This is a genomic window from Pseudomonas sp. PB3P13 (assembly GCF_054897735.1).
Genome location: NZ_CM142702.1, coordinates 4,460,191 through 4,477,235, shown reverse-complemented (window position 1 = coordinate 4,477,235; position 17,045 = coordinate 4,460,191). Strand labels below are relative to the sequence as shown.

Genomic DNA, 17,045 nt, shown 5'->3' with positions numbered 1-17,045 from the left:
CTATAAACGGCTTTGCTTTACGTTAACGGCTCGAACCTGCGCTGTATACCGCGATTCACTCGCAATACATCGGCACAGACAATTTGCTAGACGAGTCGACCCGATTCGAGGTCACGGAGTTCCTTCCTTGCTAATGCGCGAAACCCCCGTATTGATTGATGGCCCGGTGGGCCAACTGGAAGCGTTGTATCTGGATATTGAGCAGCCCCGTGGGCTGGCGCTGATCTGTCACCCGAACCCGGTGCAGGGCGGCACGATGCTCAACAAGGTCGTCTCGACCCTGCAGCGTACCGCGCGCGACGCCGGTTTGATTACCTTGCGTTTCAATTACCGCGGCGTCGGTGCCAGCGAAGGTTCACACGACATGGGCACCGGTGAAGTCGATGATGCTCAGGCCAGCGCTGAATGGCTGCGTGCCAAGCATCCCGATTTGCCGCTGACCCTGTTCGGTTTCTCCTTCGGCGGTTTTGTTGCAGCAAGTCTCGGCGGGCGTCTTGAAGCCCAAGGCGAGCAGCTCAGACACCTGTTCATGGTCGCCCCGGCAGTCATGCGTTTAAGCGACCAGGATCAACTGCCGCAGCACGGCGCACTGACCCTGATCCAGCCGGAAACCGACGAAGTCATCGATCCGGCGCTCGTTTACGAATGGTCCGACAAGCTGGAACGCCCCCATGAGCTGCTGAAAGTGGCAGAATGCGGACACTTTTTTCATGGCAAGCTGACCGATCTCAAAGATTTGATCCTGCCGCGCCTTTCGAATTGATTGCAGTCTGACAAGCGATTACCCATGACGACTCGTACCCGTATCCTCACCGGCATTACCACCACCGGCACGCCGCACCTGGGCAACTACGCCGGTGCCATCCGCCCGGCGATCCTCGCCAGCCGCGACAGCAATGCCGATTCGTTCTACTTCCTGGCCGACTATCACGCCCTGATCAAATGCGATGACCCGCTGCGCATTCAGCGCTCGCGTCTGGAAATCGCCGCGACCTGGCTGGCCGGTGGGCTGGATGTCGATCGCGTGACCTTCTATCGCCAGTCCGACATCCCGGAAATCCCCGAGCTGACCTGGCTGCTGACCTGCGTGGCTGCCAAGGGCCTGCTCAACCGTGCCCACGCCTACAAGGCGTCGGTCGACAAGAACGTCGAAACCGGCGAAGACCCGGATGCGGGCATTACCATGGGCCTGTACAGCTACCCGGTGCTGATGGCGGCGGACATTCTGATGTTCAACGCCCACAAGGTGCCGGTCGGTCGCGACCAGATCCAGCACGTGGAAATGGCCCGTGACATCGGCCAGCGCTTCAATCACCTGTTTGGCCAGGGCAAGGAATACTTCACCATGCCGGAAGCGCTGATCGAGGAAAGCGTCGCCACGCTGCCCGGTCTCGATGGTCGCAAGATGTCGAAAAGCTACGACAACACCATCCCGTTGTTCAGCAGCGCCAAGGACATGAAAGACGCGATCTCGCGGATCGTCACCGACTCCCGCGCGCCGGGCGAAGCGAAAGATCCGGACAACTCGCACCTGTTCACACTGTTCCAGGCCTTCGCCACACCGGCGCAGTCGGACGAGTTCCGCAGCGAACTGTTGCAGGGCCTGGGCTGGGGCGAAGCTAAAAATCGTCTGTTCCAGTTGCTCGACAGCGAATTGGGCGAGTCCCGCGAGCGCTATCACCAACTGATCGAACGCCCGGCAGATCTGGAAGACATTCTGCAAATCGGCGCCAAAAAGGCCCGCGCCGTGGCCACGCCTTTCCTCCACGAACTGCGTGAAGCGGTCGGCCTGCGCTCGTTCGTTGCGCAGACCCAGGTTGCCGCGAGCACTAAAAAGAAAGCCGTCAAAGGCCCGCGTTTTGTCAGTTTCCGTGAAGAGGACGGCAGCTTCCGTTTCCGTCTGCTGGCGGCCGACGGCGAGCAATTGCTGCTGTCGCGCAACTTCGCCGACGGCAAGACTGCCGGTCAGGTGACCAAGCAGCTGCAAGCGGGCCAACCGTTGGATGTGCGCAGCGAAGACCGTGGTTTCAGCGTCTGGCTGGAAGGCGATTGTGTCGCCGACGGCCCGGCGTTTGCCGACAACGGCGCTCGGGATGCTGCCATCGAGACGTTGCGCATCGCTCTGATGCCGGTTCAGGAATAATCAGCGGCGCGGTCCGACCAAGGGCCGATTGCCATTCCCCCGGGCCGTCGCTACAGTGACGGCCCGTTTTTGTTGCCTTGCTAACGAATTATGACGCCCCTAGAACGATATCAAGCAGATCTGAAACGCCCGGACTTTTTCCATGATGCCGCGCAGGAAACTGCCGTGCGCCATTTGCAACGCCTGTACGACGATCTGGTCGCGGCCTCGCATAACAAGCCGGGCCTGCTCGGCAAGCTGTTCGGCAAGAAAGACCAGGTGCCGGTCAAGGGCCTGTATTTCTGGGGCGGCGTGGGTCGCGGCAAGACTTACCTGGTCGACACCTTCTTCGAAGCGCTGCCGTTCAAGGAAAAGACCCGCACTCACTTCCACCGCTTCATGAAGCGCGTGCACGAAGAAATGAAAACCCTGGGCGGTGAGAAAAACCCGCTGACCATCATCGCCAAGCGTTTTTCCGACGAGTCGCGGGTGATCTGCTTCGATGAATTCTTCGTCTCCGACATCACCGACGCCATGATTCTGGGCACCTTGATGGAAGAGCTGTTCAGAAACGGCGTGACCCTGGTCGCCACCTCGAACATCGTGCCCGACGGTCTGTACAAGGACGGTCTGCAACGTGCGCGCTTCCTGCCGGCCATTGCACTGATCAAGCAGCACACCGAAATCGTCAATGTCGACAGCGGCGTCGATTACCGCCTGCGTCACCTCGAGCAAGCGGAGCTGTTCCACTTTCCTCTCGACGAAGCGTCCCACGAAAGCCTGCGCAAGAGTTTCCGCGCGCTGACGCCGGAGTGCACGGCAGCGGTCGAGAACGACGTGCTGATGATCGAGAACCGCGCCATCCGCGCCTTGCGCACCTGTGATGACGTCGCCTGGTTCGAATTCCGCGAGCTCTGCGACGGCCCGCGCAGCCAGAACGACTACATCGAACTGGGCAAAATTTTCCACGCGGTGTTGCTCAGCGGCGTCGAGCAAATGAGCGTCACCACCGACGACATTGCCCGGCGATTCATCAACATGGTTGACGAGTTCTACGATCGTAACGTGAAGTTGATTATTTCCGCTGAAGTCGAACTGAAAGACCTGTACACCGGCGGCCGCCTGAACTTCGAATTCCAGCGCACGCTCAGTCGTTTGCTGGAAATGCAATCGCACGAATTCCTGTCCCGGGCGCACAAGCCGTAGGGTATTTGGTTGAATAAAAAAGGCCTGCAGTGCAGGCCTTTTTTGCGCCAAAAATTTCTACGGGAATCACGCCTGGATCAGGTAATGCGCCAGCTCATCCTGCCGCTCACACCCCACCAGCAGCCACAGCAAAATCCTCGCTTTGCGTGGACAAACGAACCCAGCCATCATGGCACCTCTGCGCAGCAGATCCATTTCGCCGCCACTGAAACCGTAGGTCGACCGAGCCGTGGACCCCGAACCGGTCCGGGTCGCAATGATCACGGGAATCTGTTTAGCGATCATTTCAAGGGTGCGCGCCCAGCTTTCGGAAACATGGCCCGCACCAAACCCCGCAATCACCAAACCTTCGTAGCCCAAGGCAACAATGTTTTCGAGGATCAGGCTGTCGGCAGACAGCGAAGCTTCCAGCAGCGCGATCGTGTGGCCGGTCTGCTGCGGCAGGGGCAGGATTTTGCGCAGGGAGGGTGGACGAAGGTAGTGAACAGTGTCCTCGAGCAACAGGCCGACAGGTCCGACAACTGGCGAGGAAAACGCCTGCAGCGCCAGGGAGTCGGTTTTGCGCACCGCGCTCGCCGAGTGAATCTGCCCGTGGATGACCACCTGCACACCCCGTTGTCGACTGTCGACTGCCAGCGCAACCCGGCAGGCATCCAGCAAATTCGCCGGACCATCGGCCCCCGGGTGAGCCGCTGAACGCATGCCGCCGGTCAGCACCAACGGTTGCTCGTGGTGCCACAAATGGTCGAAAAACGTCGCGGTTTCTTCCAGTGTGTCGGTGCCTTGGGTAATGACAACCCCCGACGCACCTTGCCTTATCTGGAAATTGGCCCAAGACAGAACGCTCAGCAAAAATTCGAAGTCCAGAGATGCGCTTGGCAGCAGCCCGAGCGTTTCGACCGATATCCGCGCCAGCGTCTTGAGTTCTGGCACTGATGACAACAGGGATTCGCCATTAACCGTCGCAATGATGCCTTCGCCGACGTGGCTGGCTTGCATGCTGACGGTGCCGCCAAGCGCTGCAATGGCCAGTTTGGGCAGGTCCATGGAATACCTCGCGGTGGAGAGAGGAAGGGACCTGAGCCCGCAACGCGTTCCGGGCTCAGGCAAAGCCGCTGTATCAGTAGCCCGTCAACCACCCGACAAAAGGAAGAATCAGTACGGTGCTCATCGCCATCGACAACACATTGCCAACAAAGCCATGCATGTCCGGTGGCAACCGTTTGGCGAACGCACATGCCAGCGGTGGCGCAATCAATGCGCCGAGCACGGCGCTGGAGACAATCACCGGCCAGGTGCCGCCATACGTCAGCACCGCTGCCGGGACCACGGAAACCAGCGGAACGTAAGTCGGGTACCAGCCGCGCCGGATCCACTGCCGACGCCAGATGATGACCCCTATTGCCGAGGTCAGCGCTTGCGCGCCGATCAGTTGCGGCAACAGACCTGACCCGTACGCCGGGCTCATCGGGTTGAGCGTAAACGCCAGCAAGGCGCCAAGAATCAGACCGAGGCTGGCCCATTCGTTGCCAAAGAACGGCGCTTCGGAAAAGTCTGCAAGCACGCGACGCAGGCTCCAGACGACGCCGTAATCGGGCGCTTTGCCAACTGCGGATGGTGGCTCCACCGTTTTTCGCGACTGATCGGACTTCACCAGCCCCGGCAGGTAACGGCAGAGTAAAAAAGCAACGACGCTGGCGACGGCCATGCCCGTGACGTTGCCGATGACGACGGGCAAACCGAGCGGCACGCACGCATAGTTGACGATCAGCAGGCACATCGGTGTGACCAGCAGGGCACCCATGATCGCGCCATTGATCGTGACCTTCCAGCCGTCGCCGAACATCAGCACCATTGCCGCCGGCAAGGAAACGAAGGCTGCGAAGGTCGGTTGCCAACTGTCGGCAGTCACCGTCCAGCCCCACAACAAATTGCTCAGCAACAGGCCCAGCAATGAGCTGGTAATCAGCCAGGGCCATAAGCCGGTGCCGTAGCAAATGCTGAAGCCTTGCCAGGTTTTTCCAGTACGGTTCGCCCAATAGGCGAGATAGGCACCGGCCAACAATCCGAGCGAGGCAAACTCGTGCTTATAGAACGCAACCTCACTAATGTCTCCGATGACCCAGCGCAACCACGCCCCGGGATCGGGAAGGCTCGACACCATGTGAGCGTAATCGGGCCAGTGGGCGGACCAGGATTCGCGGTGAGTGAATGACAGCCAGACGATCGACAGCGTTGCGCCAAGTGCTAGCAAAACAATTGCGATATCGTGCGTCGATCGCGTGAGCTGGCGGCTTTGAGTCTGTTTTTGGGTCGAGGATTCCATCAGTCATCGCCTCCGGTCAGCGCGGCAGGCAAGGGTGCTGAAGGTACCCCAGCATCGGATCGTAGAGATCGGTGCGGCGATCACGATGCAGGTCGTTCAAACTGTTCCAGATCGGTGCGCTGCGCGAACTGGTCAGGTCGATATCGGCAAACAGGATTTCCTGCTGGTCGGCCGATGCGACTGCACTAATCGGCCATCCATTGGTACCGGCGATCAACGAACAGCCAAGGTAGCGCGCACCCCGCTCTTCGCCGATCCGGCTTGCGGCGGCAATAAACACGTTATTCACGTGCGCCGCTGTCATCGTCAGATACGAAGCCATGCATTTACCGGCCTCATCGAACAGCGGCGGCGGTGTCCAGACCCAGTTATTCAGGCTGCAAATGATGTCCGCGCCTTGCTGGCTGAGGATGCGCGGCACCTCCGGAAACCAGATGTCCCAGCAGATCAGCAAACCAATACGGCCGATTGGCGTGTCGAATACCGGAAAGCCCAGATCACCCGGTGTGAACCAGAGTTTTTCCTGGTTCCACAGATGCGCTTTGCGATACCTGCCGATGAAGCCGTCGGGTCCAACCAGAACGCCGGTGTTGAACAGACGGATACCATCACGTTCGGTCAGGCCGGCCACCAGATAAACCTGATGCTCGCGGGCAAAGTTCATCCACACCCGCACGCTCGGCCCGTCAGGGACACCCTCGGCATGATCGAACGCGTCCTGGCGATTCTGGAAAAAGTATCCGCTGCTCGACAGCTCCGGCAGGACGATCAGATTCGCTCCGTCCCGGGCGGCCTCTCGAGCCAGATCCAGGCCCTGACGCACATTCGCGTCCCGGTTTTCCAGGCCGACCTGTGGATCGAATTGCACGACTGCTACACGAACTGGGCTGATTGCTTCGCTCATTCCGAATGACCTCTTTTTATTGTTATTCACGCCGTTGAATTGCGTGTTCATAAGAGTCGAATTGGTATGAGCGGGTCAGTCAGCTACTTCCGTTTAGGGTGTAGTCCATGTCCGAACTGTATTGGCAAGGCCCGGATTGGGCAGTACAAAATGGCAGATATGAGCACCATGCTGGGCTCTGGTCCGGGCCTGCCGTCAGGTTGCGACGGTGTAGTGGGGATAGTCACTCAGCGAGAAGCCGCCGTTGAAGGTCGCCGCGGTTTTGTCGCAAATATGAATAACCGCATCGACGGCGCCTCGCAAGCAAGGCTCCGTCCACCCTGCATCAACGGAGAACGATTCGCCGGATAAATACAGGCCGGAAACGTTGGCGAAATCGCGGTTGTATTTCATCAGGCTCACCGCTTCGTAATAGGCGCCCGGGCGATATAACTTTGCGCAGCCGAGTGCGTTTTTATCGGTGATCCAGCGCTGCACCACGGCCTGCTCCAGCGCTATGTAAGGAGAAATTTTCTGCCGAATGTTAGTCGAGTTCAGGAGAATCCGATCCAGCTCTCTGGCGCAGCGCGAGACCAGTTCCTTGTCACTGAACGTGGCCAGTTTGGTGGCGTCGTCCTCCCACGTGTAACTCAGCAGAATGCAGTCATAACTGTATTTTTCGTTGTAGCGGTAGGTGTAGACGTCATGGATGAAACTGTCGGTGACGATGGCCTGGGGGATTTTGCTGTTACCCGACAGGAACGATTTTTTCAGCGGTGCGAAGACTTTACAGCTGGTTTCCCAATGCGCTGTTTTGTAGGCATGGATCGTCTCGAACGGCAGCATCTGCGGGGTGAAATTTTCCAGCTTGATGCGGGTTTCGATCAACCAGGAAGGCAAGGTGAGAATGATCGAATCGAAATCTTCAAAGTGTTCCTGAGTGAGCTGGGGCTGGCTGTGCTTCCAGTTGAAATACACCCGGGTTTGCTGGTTGCCGAGCTTTCTGATCCGCGTGACGGAGGAATCTGTGAGCAGGCCTTTGGGCCTTTCCAGACAGCGCTCGTACAGGGACTTTTCTGACTCTTCGGGTGTCATGAACAGCAGGCATTCGGTCAGCGCGGCAAGCCCGATATAGCGAGGCCGGTCGAAACTCAGTCCGGTCGAATCAAACACGGCGTTGCTCTTCAGCTGAGGACAATCTGGCAACGGATCACCGTTTGCATCCACCCGACCATGAATCAGTTGCAGCTGACTGCTGAAGCCGAAAATGGCGGTGCGCAGCGGGTAGAGCGCACAAACATCGTAAAACGCTCCCCAACTGCCGTCGCCGATGCCGATGGCATAGAAAACGGCAGACTCTTTGGCGCTCATTCCCATGCCGCCGAAATCGCCCGGAGCGGTTCTGTCCCAGACGTCCAGCACGGCCATGCTAACCAGGTCCCGAAATGAAACGCCCTGGTACTTTTCGACAATGGCGGTCCACATGGCTTCCCATTCCCGACTGCCGTAGACCTCTGCGACGTGCCGCGTCATACGGTCGGCGAAGGCTTTCCACTTGGCGTACACCGCCTGCAACTCTTCGCCAGGTGGCGCGGTGTTGCCGTCGTCATTCTTCCAGATCAACATCTGCGGAGTTTTTGCGCCACCCATGCTGCCTTCGCGCAGGTAGATGCCGGTTGAAGTTACGAATTGGCTGCCGGGGTTGGCAAAATCCGAAAAGGCCAGGTCGAACGCCTTCGCGTAGTAAGCCATCAACGAGCGCCCCTCGGTGGGGGCCTCGTCCGTCCGGTTGAAAAATGGCAAGCGCATGGCGCCCATTTCAAAAGGTGTATGGCTCGCCTCGGAGTTCCGGCTCCCGGGGACCGTCAGGTGCCTGCCGCCAATACGGGTGGATTGCTCGATAAGAGTGATGTGGGTGAACCCGCAACGATGCAGCTCTCTGGCCGCCGTGAGCCCGGTCACGCCGGCGCCGATGATGCAGATTCTGTGTTGCAGGTCCGTAGCCCGGGCGATGCCGTTTTCCTGTTCAACCAGCGCGCGATAGTCGAAGCACAGGTCCGGTGGGTTGGGGAAACGTCCAGCCCACGGAGCGTTGGCAGAGCGTTTTTTTCGCGCGGCATTTTCGGCCGCGTGTGCGGGGTAGTTGTAGCTTGATCCGATGGTCATGGTGATCTTCCCTGATTTGTTGACAGGAAAGATGTTGAAGACTGCAGCGAACAGCGCCTAGGAGCAAAACAGGGCGGGTAGAGGGTCTGAATTCGTTTTCTTTCGTGGGAAAAAACCGCTTTCTACACGGAGAAAATGTGTGGGAGCCGACTCGCTCCCACACTGGCCCCTGCGCCAACCTTCAAGCAGCCTGCTGAAACTGCTGCCGATACTGGTTCGGCGACAAGTCCGTGTGCTGACGGAACAGCCGTGCAAAGAAGCTCGCATCGTCATAGCCGACTTCATAACTGATGGTCTTGATGCTCTTGCGACTGCCGGACAGCAAACCCTTGGCGGTTTCGATGCGCAAGCGTTGCAGGTAATGCAGCGGCTTGTCGCCGGTGGCGGTCTGGAAGCGACGCATGAAGTTGCGAATGCTCATGCCATGTTCGCGCGCGACGTCTTCGAAGCGGAATTTGTCGGCGAAATGCTCTTCGAGCCAATGCTGGATTTGCAGAATAATCACGTCCTGGTGCAATTTCTGCCCGCCAAAACCGATCCGACCCGGCGAATAGCTGCGCTGCACTTCGTAAAGAATGTCGCGGGCCACGGCCTGGGCGACGTTGGCGCCGCAGAAGCGCTCGATCAGATAGATGTAAAGGTCGCATGCAGACGTAGTGCCACCGGCGCAGTACAAATTGTCTGCATCGGTCAGGTGTTTGTCCTGATTGAGATACACCTTGGGGAAACGTTCGGCGAACGCGTTGAAAAAGCGCCAGTAGGTGGTCGCTTCCTTGCCGTCGAGCAAGCCCGCCTCGGCCAGCCAGAATACCCCGGTGGCCTCGGCGCACAGCACCGCACCGCGAGCATGTTGCTGGCGCAGCCACGGCAGAATTTGCGGATAGCGTTTGCTCAGGGTTTCAAAATCGTCCCAGAAGGCCGGGAGAATAATGATGTCGGCGTTTTCCAGCGCGCCGTCTACCGGCATGATCACATCGCTGAAGCTGTTCACCGGGTTCCCGTCGGGGCTGACCAGGCGCGTTTCGAACGCCGGTGTCAGGCCGTGGCCCAGTTGTTTGCCGTAGCGCAGGCTGGCCAGGTGGAAGAAATCCTTGGCTTGCATGAGAGTGGAAGCGAAAACACGGTCGATCGCCAGAATGCTGACGCGCCGTAAAGGCGTGGAGGCTTGGTTAGACATAATTCAATTTATTCTTATAGGGGAAAGTGGTCACCAGACGGCTGGATCGTCTTATTTTTTGTCTGATGTGTCCAGTGTCCTGTATCGCAGGTGAGGCTTAGTCTCTTCTGGCCAACTTTCTAACAATAACGACAGGTGCCGCATGATCCCCAGAACCTTGTTCAGTTCCGAGCACGAGCTTTTTCGTCACAGCGTGCGAACTTTCCTCGAGAAAGAGGCCGTGCCGTTCCACGGCCAATGGGAAAAACAGGGCTTTATCGACCGTGCCCTGTGGAACAAGGCGGGGGAGGCGGGAATGCTCTGCTCGCATCTGCCCGAAGAGTACGGTGGGCTCGGCGCCGACTTCCTGTACAGCACGGTGGTGATCGAAGAGGTTGGCCGTCTGGGCCTGACCGGGATCGGTTTCTCCCTGCACTCGGACATCGTCGCGCCTTACATCCTGCATTACGGCAGCGAAGCCTTGAAACACAAATACCTGCCAAAACTGGTGTCGGGGGAAATGGTCACCGCCATTGCGATGACCGAGCCGGGCGCCGGTTCCGACCTGCAAGGGGTCAAGACCACCGCAGTGCTCGAGGGTGACGAATACGTGATCAACGGTTCGAAAACGTTCATCACCAATGGATTTCTCGCGGACCTGGTGATCGTGGTCGCCAAGACCGATCCGAAGGCTGGCGCGAAGGGCACCAGTCTATTTTTGGTGGAGGCGAACACGCCCGGTTTTGACAAAGGCAAACGTCTGGAAAAAGTCGGCATGAAAGCGCAGGACACCTCCGAGCTGTTCTTCCAGGATGTCCGCGTGCCCAGGGAGAATCTGCTGGGGCAAGCCGGGATGGGCTTCGCGTACCTGATGCAGGAGTTGCCACAAGAGCGTCTGACGGTCGCTATCGGTGGTCTCGCATCGGCCGAAGCGGCGCTGCAGTGGACGCTGGATTACACCCGCGAACGCAAAGCGTTCGGCAAGGCGATTGCGGACTTTCAGAACACCCGCTTCAAACTCGCGGAGATGGCCACCGAAATTCAGATCGGCCGGGTCTTCGTTGACCGCTGCCTGGCGTTGCACCTGCAGGGCAAACTTGATGTGCCGACTGCGGCGATGGCCAAATACTGGGGCACCGACCTGCAATGCAAGGTGCTCGATGAATGCGTGCAGTTGCATGGCGGTTACGGGTTCATGTGGGAGTACCCGATTGCCCGGGCCTGGGCGGATGCGCGGGTGCAGCGGATTTATGCGGGGACTAACGAGATCATGAAGGAGATTATTGCGCGGTCGCTTTGATCTGCGGTGACTGTCAGACCGCCATCGCGAGCAGGCTCGCTCACAGGGTCTCTATCGAACACAAAGGGGTGGTTCGACGCAGATCCACTGTGGGAGCGGGCTTGCTCGTGAAGGCGTTACCTGTCAATCAAGGCGCCGGATTCGGATGATCCTTGTGGATCGCCTCGATCCCTTCCAGCACTTCATCGGACAGTTTCAGGTGGAAGCTGGCAATGTTGCTGTCCAGCTGCTCCAGCGTCGTCGCACCAATGATATTACTGGTGACGAAAGGCTGCTGCGTGACAAACGCCAATGCCATCTGCGCCGGGTCCAGCCCATGTGCTCGCGCCAGTGCCACATAACGACTGCAGGCCGCTTCCGATTGCGGATTGAAATAACGGCTGAAGCGGCTGTACAGGCTCAGCCGACCCTTGGGTGGACGCGCGCCGCCTTCGTATTTCCCGGACAGAAAACCAAATGCCAGCGGCGAATAAGCCAGCAGGCCACATTGCTCGCGAATGGCGATTTCGGCCAGACCGACTTCAAAGCTGCGATTGAGCAGGTTGTACGGGTTCTGGATTGAGACTGCACGCGGCCAGCCACGGGCTTCCGCCAGGGCGAGGAACCGCATGGTGCCCCACGGCGTTTCGTTGGACAGGCCGATGTGGCGGATCTTGCCGGCCCGGACCTGTTCGTCCAGCGCTTGGAGGGTGTCCTCCAGCGGTGTCAGGTTGGCCTCGGTCTTGTGCTTGTAGCCCAGCTGCCCGAAGAAGTTGGTGCTGCGTTCCGGCCAATGCAGTTGATACAGATCGATGTAGTCCGTCTGCAGGCGCTTGAGGCTGGCGTCGACAGCCTCGGTAATGTGCTGACGGTTGTGGCGCAGGTTTTTGTCGCGGATGTAATCGATCGTGTTGCCGGGGCCGGCAATCTTGCTGGCGAGGATCCAGTCCGCACGATCGCCACGACTCTTGAAGTAATTGCCGATGTAGCGTTCGGTGGTGGCGTAGGTTTCGGCCTTGGGCGGTACCGGGTACATCTCGGCGGTATCGATGAAATTGATCCCGGCGCTTTTGGCCCGTTCAATCTGGGCAAAGGCCTCAGCCTCGCTGTTTTGCTCACCCCAGGTCATGGTTCCGAGGCACAGTGCACTCACGTTCAGATCGGTTTGGCCTAGCTGGCGATAGTCCATCGAATGCTCCTTGGGCAAAACAATCATAAAAGCAGGTTGAAATATTTTTCGCAATCTGCATAATTGCGCACCTCTTTCTGCAGTGGAAGTGATGCGCCGCCGCCGAAGAATCTTGCCGTTGAACGGACGCGCCGACCCGAGCCCCCGAAAGCGTCTGTATCCGGCTGCCTTTGACTTGTCAAAGTACGCACTATTCAGTAAGATCCGCCGTCTAATTTACAGGGCGGCCCCTGAGGCTATAAAGAATGAAAACTTTTACTGCTAAACCGGAAACAGTACAGCGCGACTGGTTTGTCGTCGACGCTGCAGGTCAGACCCTGGGTCGTCTGGCCACCGAAATCGCGAGCCGTCTGCGTGGCAAGCATAAAGCTGAGTACACTCCTCACGTTGACACCGGCGATTACATCGTCGTTATCAACGCCGAGCAGATTCGTGTAACCGGTGCTAAAACCACCGACAAAATCTACTACTCCCACTCCGGTTTCCCGGGCGGCATCAAGTCGATCAACTTTGAAAAGCTGATCGCCAAAGCCCCTGAGCGCGTGATCGAGACCGCGGTCAAAGGCATGCTGCCTAAGAACCCGCTGGGTCGCGACATGTATCGTAAGCTGAAAGTCTATGCGGGCGCTGTACACCCTCATACTGCTCAGCAGCCCCAAGAACTGAAGTTTTAACGGAATAGTTCATTATGTCGGCGACTCAAAATTACGGCACTGGCCGTCGCAAGACCGCAACCGCACGCGTTTTCCTGCGTCCGGGTACTGGTAATATCTCCATCAACAACCGTTCGCTGGATAATTTCTTCGGCCGCGAAACTGCCCGCATGGTAGTTCGTCAGCCGCTGGAATTGACTGAGACTGTCGAGAAGTTCGACATCTACGTCACCGTGATCGGCGGTGGTGTAAGTGGTCAGGCTGGCGCAATCCGCCACGGTATCACTCGCGCACTGATGCAGTACGACGAAACCCTGCGTGGCGCTCTGCGCAAAGCTGGCTTCGTTACTCGCGATGCTCGTGAAGTTGAACGTAAGAAAGTCGGTCTGCGTAAAGCGCGTAAGCGTCCGCAGTACTCGAAGCGTTAATTCGCTTTCACGTTCAAAAAGAACGCCCTGCTTCCTCGCGAAGCCGGGCGTTTTTTTATGGGCGCGATTTATCAAAGAATTGCGCTGTGACAACTTGCCACGGACGTAGAGCCCCTATACTGCAAGGCTTGGCAGTGGAGCCCTTCGGTAATTACCTTGTCAGAATTGGGGCTTTTCATTACCATTCGGCAAAATTTTTATAAGTACATAGTTTTACTTTAGTAGACGCCTGATTTAACAGGCCACAAAGCTGATGGGAGAGGACTGAATGAGCAATGACGGCGTGAATGCAGGCCGGCGTCGCTTCTTGGTAGCAGCCACATCCGTGGTGGGTGCTGCAGGAGCGGTGGGGGCTGCGGTCCCGTTCGTGGGGTCATGGTTTCCCAGTGCCAAGGCGAAAGCTGCAGGTGCACCGGTGAAAGTGAATGTCAGCAAAATCGAGCCAGGTCAGCAAATGATTGCTGAATGGCGTGGTCAGCCGGTGTTCATCGTCCGCCGTACCGAGGAAATCCTGGGGAATCTGAAAAAGATCGAGGGCCAGCTGTCCGACCCCGCCTCCAAGAACTCGACACAACCGACCTACGTCGACCCGGAGACGCGTTCGATCAAGCCAGAAGTTCTGCTGCTGATCGGTATCTGCACTCACCTGGGTTGCTCGCCGACTTTCCGTCCTGAAGTGGCACCTGCTGATCTGGGCAAGGACTGGGTAGGTGGTTATTTCTGCCCGTGCCACGGTTCCCACTACGATCTGGCTGGTCGCGTCTACAAGTCGCAACCTGCGCCTTTGAACCTGCCAGTTCCCCCGCATTCCTATGAGACTGATGACATCATTGTCGTCGGCGTCGATACGGAGAACGCGTGATGAGCAAGTTCATGGATTGGGTTGATGCGCGCTTTCCCGCGACCAAAATGTGGGAAGACCATCTCAGCAAGTATTACGCCCCGAAGAACTTCAACTTCTTCTATTTCTTTGGTTCGCTGGCGCTGCTCGTTCTGGTCAACCAGATCGTCACCGGTGTCTGGTTGACCATGAGCTACACCCCGTCGGCCGAAGAAGCTTTTGCGTCCGTCGAATACATCATGCGCGACGTCGAGCACGGATCGATCCTGCGGATGCTGCACGCAGTCGGCGCATCGATGTTTTTTATCGTGGTTTATCTGCACATGTTCCGTGGCCTGCTCTACGGTTCGTACCAGAAGCCGCGCGAGCTGGTGTGGGTCTTCGGCATGTTGATTTACCTGGCGCTGATGGCTGAAGCCTTCATGGGTTACCTGCTGCCGTGGGGCCAGATGTCCTACTGGGGCGCCCAGGTGATCATCTCGCTGTTCGGCGCAATCCCGGTTATCGGTGACGACCTGACCCAGTGGATTCGCGGTGACTACCTGATTTCGGGGATCACCCTGAACCGCTTCTTTGCCCTGCATGTGGTCGCGCTGCCGATCGTTATTCTCGGTCTGGTGGTGGTGCACATTCTGGCGTTGCACGAAGTCGGTTCGAACAACCCCGACGGCGTCGACATCAAGAAGCACAAGGACGAAAACGGTATACCGCTGGACGGCATCGCCTTCCACCCGTACTACACCGTGAAAGATATCGTCGGCGTGGTGGTGTTCCTCTTCATCTTCTGTTCGATCGTATTCTTCTTCCCGGAAATGGGCGGTTACTTCCTCGAGAAACCGAACTTCGAAGTGGCGAACGCCTTCAAGACCCCTGAGCACATCGCTCCGGTGTGGTACTTCACGCCGTTCTACGCAATTTTGCGGGCGGTGCCGGACAAGCTTCTGGGCGTTATTGCCATGGGTGCGGCGATCGCTGTTCTGTTCGTCCTGCCGTGGCTGGACCGTAGCCCGGTCAAGTCGATGCGCTACAAAGGCTGGATGAGCAAGATCTGGTTGTGGGTGTTCTGCATCTCGTTCGTGATCCTCGGCGTATTGGGCGTTCTGGCACCGACTCCGGGCCGTACGCTGCTGTCGCAGGTCTGTACTTTCCTGTACTTCGCCTACTTCATTCTCATGCCGTTCTACACCAGGCTCGAGAAGACCAAACCGGTTCCGGAAAGGGTGACTGGCTGATGAAAAAGCTATTTGCTGTACTGATTCTTGCTGCTCTGCCAGCACTGTCCTTCGCGGCGGGACAAGGTGGTCTGGAACTGGAAAAAGTCGACATCGACGTTTCTGATCAGGCCGCCATGCAGGATGGCGCCCGTACGTTCGCCAACTATTGCATGGGCTGCCACAGCGCCAAGTTCCAGCGGTATGAGCGCGTCGCCGACGATCTGGGTATTCCTCATGATCTGATGCTGTCGAACCTGGTTTTCACGGGCGCCAAGATCGGCGACCACATGAATATCGGCATGCAGCCTGCTGACGCCAAGACCTGGTTCGGCGCCGCTCCGCCCGATCTGACCCTGGTCGCCCGTGTTCGTGGTACCGACTGGCTCTACGGTTACCTGAAAGCGTTCTACGAAGATCCTGCGCGTCCTTGGGGCGTGAACAACAAGGTTTTCCCGAACGTCGGCATGCCTAACGTGCTCGCGCCATTGCAAGGTCGTCAGGTGGTCGGGTGCAAACAGGTGCAGATTGTCGAAGACGGCAAGAAGCAATATGACCCGCTGACCGGTACGCCTTTGACCCATGAAGCGTGCGATCAGTTGACCATCGTGCCGAAAAGCGGTGAGCTGACCGAAGAGCAGTTCGATGAGAAGGTGAAGAATCTGGTAACCTTCCTCGCTTACTCGGCTAACCCGGTTAAGCTGCAGCATCAGCGCATCGGTACCTACGTATTGTTGTACCTGGCGTTCTTCTTCGTATTCGCGTATTTGCTCAAGCGTGAATACTGGAAAGATGTGCACTGATTAAGATTCAAGCAATTGCTGTTAATCGCGCGCGCCCAAGGGCGTCTCTGTAGGTGTAACGAGCCTGGTGATCCAGGCGTTACGGGAGGCGCCCTCTGGGCGCGCTCGTTTTTCCGCTCCCGATAATTTCTACAAGCGAGGAGGACCGCCATGGGCGTGACCAATCGGTTGGCCTGTTACTCCGACCCCGCCGACCACTATTCCCACCGAGTGCGTATCGTACTGGCAGAGAAGGGTGTCAGCGCCGAGATCATTTATGTGGAGGCTGGTCGTCAGCCTCCTAAACTGATTGAAGTGAACCCTTACGGCAGCTTGCCCACGCTGGTCGATCGTGACCTGGCATTGTGGGAGTCGACCGTGGTGATGGAGTATCTGGATGAGCGTTACCCGCACCCGCCATTACTGCCGGTTTATCCAGTGGCGCGTGCCAACAGCCGTCTGCTGATTCATCGAATCCAGCGTGACTGGTGTGGCCTGGTGGATCTGATTCTGGATTCGCGTTCCAAGGAAACGGCCCGTGTCGTGGCTCGAAAAGAGCTGCGCGAAAGCCTGACCGGCGTGTCACAGCTGTTCGCGGACAAACCGTTTTTCCTCAGCGAGGAACAAAGCCTCGTGGATTGCTGCCTACTACCCATACTCTGGCGCTTGCCAATCATGGGTATTGAACTGCCGCGGCCTGCCAAGCCGCTGCTTGATTACATGGAGCGCTCGTTTGCGCGTGAGGCTTTCCAGGCAAGTCTGTCTGGTGTCGAACGCGATATGCGCTAAGGCTTAAGGAGCCG

General features: G+C 57.9%; 16 protein-coding genes. 10 read left to right on the top strand and 6 right to left on the bottom strand.

Features of this window, described 5'->3' with window-relative positions:
* Nucleotides 1-133: 133 nt before the first annotated feature.
* From ACYZT1_RS20590 to zapE, 3 genes are all read left to right on the top strand, one after another.
* Nucleotides 134-763, top strand: a complete 630-nt coding sequence (locus ACYZT1_RS20590; protein WP_462016465.1) for an alpha/beta hydrolase — start codon at nt 134-136, stop codon at nt 761-763.
* Between the two features lie 24 nt (nt 764-787).
* Nucleotides 788-2,143, top strand: coding sequence for a tryptophan--tRNA ligase (locus ACYZT1_RS20585; protein ID WP_462016464.1), 1,356 nt, complete (start codon nt 788-790; stop codon nt 2,141-2,143).
* A gap of 90 nt (nt 2,144-2,233) precedes the next feature.
* The gene (gene zapE, locus ACYZT1_RS20580) at nt 2,234-3,328 is read left to right on the top strand and encodes a cell division protein ZapE (protein ID WP_462016463.1); all 1,095 of its coding nucleotides are present in this window, start codon (nt 2,234-2,236) and stop codon (nt 3,326-3,328) included.
* 66 nt (nt 3,329-3,394) lie between these two features.
* On the opposite strand, the gene ACYZT1_RS20575 is transcribed toward zapE, so the two are convergent.
* The 5 genes from ACYZT1_RS20575 to ACYZT1_RS20555 all read right to left on the bottom strand — a co-directional run bounded on the left by ACYZT1_RS20575 (nt 3,395) and on the right by ACYZT1_RS20555 (nt 9,781).
* Nucleotides 3,395-4,375: an asparaginase gene (locus ACYZT1_RS20575; protein ID WP_462016462.1), complete on the bottom strand. Its 981-nt coding sequence runs from the start codon at nt 4,373-4,375 to the stop codon at nt 3,395-3,397.
* A 73-nt stretch (nt 4,376-4,448) separates the two neighbouring features.
* A complete protein-coding gene (locus ACYZT1_RS20570) occupies nt 4,449-5,654 on the bottom strand; it encodes a hypothetical protein (protein WP_462016461.1) in 1,206 nt (401 codons plus the stop codon).
* Nucleotides 5,655-5,670: 16 nt separating this feature from the next.
* Nucleotides 5,671-6,558, bottom strand: coding sequence for a nitrilase family protein (locus ACYZT1_RS20565; protein WP_462016460.1), 888 nt, complete (start codon nt 6,556-6,558; stop codon nt 5,671-5,673).
* Between the two features lie 195 nt (nt 6,559-6,753).
* Nucleotides 6,754-8,703, bottom strand: coding sequence for a flavin monoamine oxidase family protein (locus ACYZT1_RS20560; RefSeq protein WP_462016459.1), 1,950 nt, complete (start codon nt 8,701-8,703; stop codon nt 6,754-6,756).
* Between the two features lie 181 nt (nt 8,704-8,884).
* Nucleotides 8,885-9,781 carry a GlxA family transcriptional regulator gene (locus ACYZT1_RS20555; RefSeq protein ID WP_462019294.1) on the bottom strand — a complete coding sequence of 299 codons (897 nt, stop codon included), beginning with the start codon at nt 9,779-9,781 and terminating at the stop codon, nt 8,885-8,887.
* Between the two features lie 241 nt (nt 9,782-10,022).
* Here ACYZT1_RS20555 and ACYZT1_RS20550 point away from each other — a divergent pair, with 241 nt between their 5' ends.
* Nucleotides 10,023-11,159 (top strand): acyl-CoA dehydrogenase family protein, encoded by a 1,137-nt coding sequence (locus tag ACYZT1_RS20550; RefSeq protein ID WP_462016458.1) that lies wholly within the window; start codon nt 10,023-10,025, stop codon nt 11,157-11,159.
* 127 nt (nt 11,160-11,286) lie between these two features.
* Here ACYZT1_RS20550 and ACYZT1_RS20545 read toward each other — a convergent pair whose 3' ends face one another.
* Nucleotides 11,287-12,327 carry an NADP(H)-dependent aldo-keto reductase gene (locus ACYZT1_RS20545; protein ID WP_462016457.1) on the bottom strand — a complete coding sequence of 347 codons (1,041 nt, stop codon included), beginning with the start codon at nt 12,325-12,327 and terminating at the stop codon, nt 11,287-11,289.
* 245 nt (nt 12,328-12,572) lie between these two features.
* Here ACYZT1_RS20545 and rplM point away from each other — a divergent pair, with 245 nt between their 5' ends.
* From rplM to ACYZT1_RS20515, 6 genes are all read left to right on the top strand, one after another.
* Nucleotides 12,573-13,001, top strand: a complete 429-nt coding sequence (rplM, locus tag ACYZT1_RS20540; RefSeq protein WP_007905295.1) for a 50S ribosomal protein L13 — start codon at nt 12,573-12,575, stop codon at nt 12,999-13,001.
* A 14-nt stretch (nt 13,002-13,015) separates the two neighbouring features.
* Nucleotides 13,016-13,408 carry a 30S ribosomal protein S9 gene (gene rpsI / locus ACYZT1_RS20535; protein ID WP_002555064.1) on the top strand — a complete coding sequence of 131 codons (393 nt, stop codon included), beginning with the start codon at nt 13,016-13,018 and terminating at the stop codon, nt 13,406-13,408.
* Between the two features lie 268 nt (nt 13,409-13,676).
* Nucleotides 13,677-14,270, top strand: a complete 594-nt coding sequence (petA, locus tag ACYZT1_RS20530; RefSeq protein WP_154850980.1) for a ubiquinol-cytochrome c reductase iron-sulfur subunit — start codon at nt 13,677-13,679, stop codon at nt 14,268-14,270.
* On the top strand, nt 14,270-15,481 hold the full coding sequence (locus tag ACYZT1_RS20525; protein ID WP_150580587.1) for a cytochrome b: 1,212 nt from the start codon (nt 14,270-14,272) through the stop codon (nt 15,479-15,481). The genes petA and ACYZT1_RS20525 overlap by 1 nt, the downstream gene beginning before the upstream one ends.
* Nucleotides 15,481-16,263 carry a cytochrome c1 gene (locus tag ACYZT1_RS20520; protein WP_462016456.1) on the top strand — a complete coding sequence of 261 codons (783 nt, stop codon included), beginning with the start codon at nt 15,481-15,483 and terminating at the stop codon, nt 16,261-16,263. Before ACYZT1_RS20525 ends, ACYZT1_RS20520 begins: the two co-directional genes overlap by 1 nt.
* A gap of 150 nt (nt 16,264-16,413) precedes the next feature.
* Nucleotides 16,414-17,031: a glutathione S-transferase N-terminal domain-containing protein gene (locus tag ACYZT1_RS20515; protein WP_462016455.1), complete on the top strand. Its 618-nt coding sequence runs from the start codon at nt 16,414-16,416 to the stop codon at nt 17,029-17,031.
* Nucleotides 17,032-17,045: the final 14 nt, after the last annotated feature.

What these genes read in the sequence shown, in the direction of transcription:
- ACYZT1_RS20590 (WP_462016465.1), top strand. Translation starts at nt 134, where the DNA reads ATGCGCGAAACCCCCGTATTGATTGATGGCCCGGTGGGCCAACTGGAA.
- ACYZT1_RS20585 (WP_462016464.1), top strand. Translation starts at nt 788, where the DNA reads ATGACGACTCGTACCCGTATCCTCACCGGCATTACCACCACCGGCACG.
- zapE (WP_462016463.1), top strand. Translation starts at nt 2,234, where the DNA reads ATGACGCCCCTAGAACGATATCAAGCAGATCTGAAACGCCCGGACTTT.
- ACYZT1_RS20575 (WP_462016462.1), bottom strand. Translation starts at nt 4,375, where the DNA reads ATGGACCTGCCCAAACTGGCCATTGCAGCGCTTGGCGGCACCGTCAGC.
- ACYZT1_RS20570 (WP_462016461.1), bottom strand. Translation starts at nt 5,654, where the DNA reads ATGGAATCCTCGACCCAAAAACAGACTCAAAGCCGCCAGCTCACGCGA.
- ACYZT1_RS20565 (WP_462016460.1), bottom strand. Translation starts at nt 6,558, where the DNA reads ATGAGCGAAGCAATCAGCCCAGTTCGTGTAGCAGTCGTGCAATTCGAT.
- ACYZT1_RS20560 (WP_462016459.1), bottom strand. Translation starts at nt 8,703, where the DNA reads ATGACCATCGGATCAAGCTACAACTACCCCGCACACGCGGCCGAAAAT.
- ACYZT1_RS20550 (WP_462016458.1), top strand. Translation starts at nt 10,023, where the DNA reads ATGATCCCCAGAACCTTGTTCAGTTCCGAGCACGAGCTTTTTCGTCAC.
- ACYZT1_RS20545 (WP_462016457.1), bottom strand. Translation starts at nt 12,327, where the DNA reads ATGGACTATCGCCAGCTAGGCCAAACCGATCTGAACGTGAGTGCACTG.
- rplM (WP_007905295.1), top strand. Translation starts at nt 12,573, where the DNA reads ATGAAAACTTTTACTGCTAAACCGGAAACAGTACAGCGCGACTGGTTT.
- rpsI (WP_002555064.1), top strand. Translation starts at nt 13,016, where the DNA reads ATGTCGGCGACTCAAAATTACGGCACTGGCCGTCGCAAGACCGCAACC.
- petA (WP_154850980.1), top strand. Translation starts at nt 13,677, where the DNA reads ATGAGCAATGACGGCGTGAATGCAGGCCGGCGTCGCTTCTTGGTAGCA.
- ACYZT1_RS20525 (WP_150580587.1), top strand. Translation starts at nt 14,270, where the DNA reads ATGAGCAAGTTCATGGATTGGGTTGATGCGCGCTTTCCCGCGACCAAA.
- ACYZT1_RS20520 (WP_462016456.1), top strand. Translation starts at nt 15,481, where the DNA reads ATGAAAAAGCTATTTGCTGTACTGATTCTTGCTGCTCTGCCAGCACTG.
- ACYZT1_RS20515 (WP_462016455.1), top strand. Translation starts at nt 16,414, where the DNA reads ATGGGCGTGACCAATCGGTTGGCCTGTTACTCCGACCCCGCCGACCAC.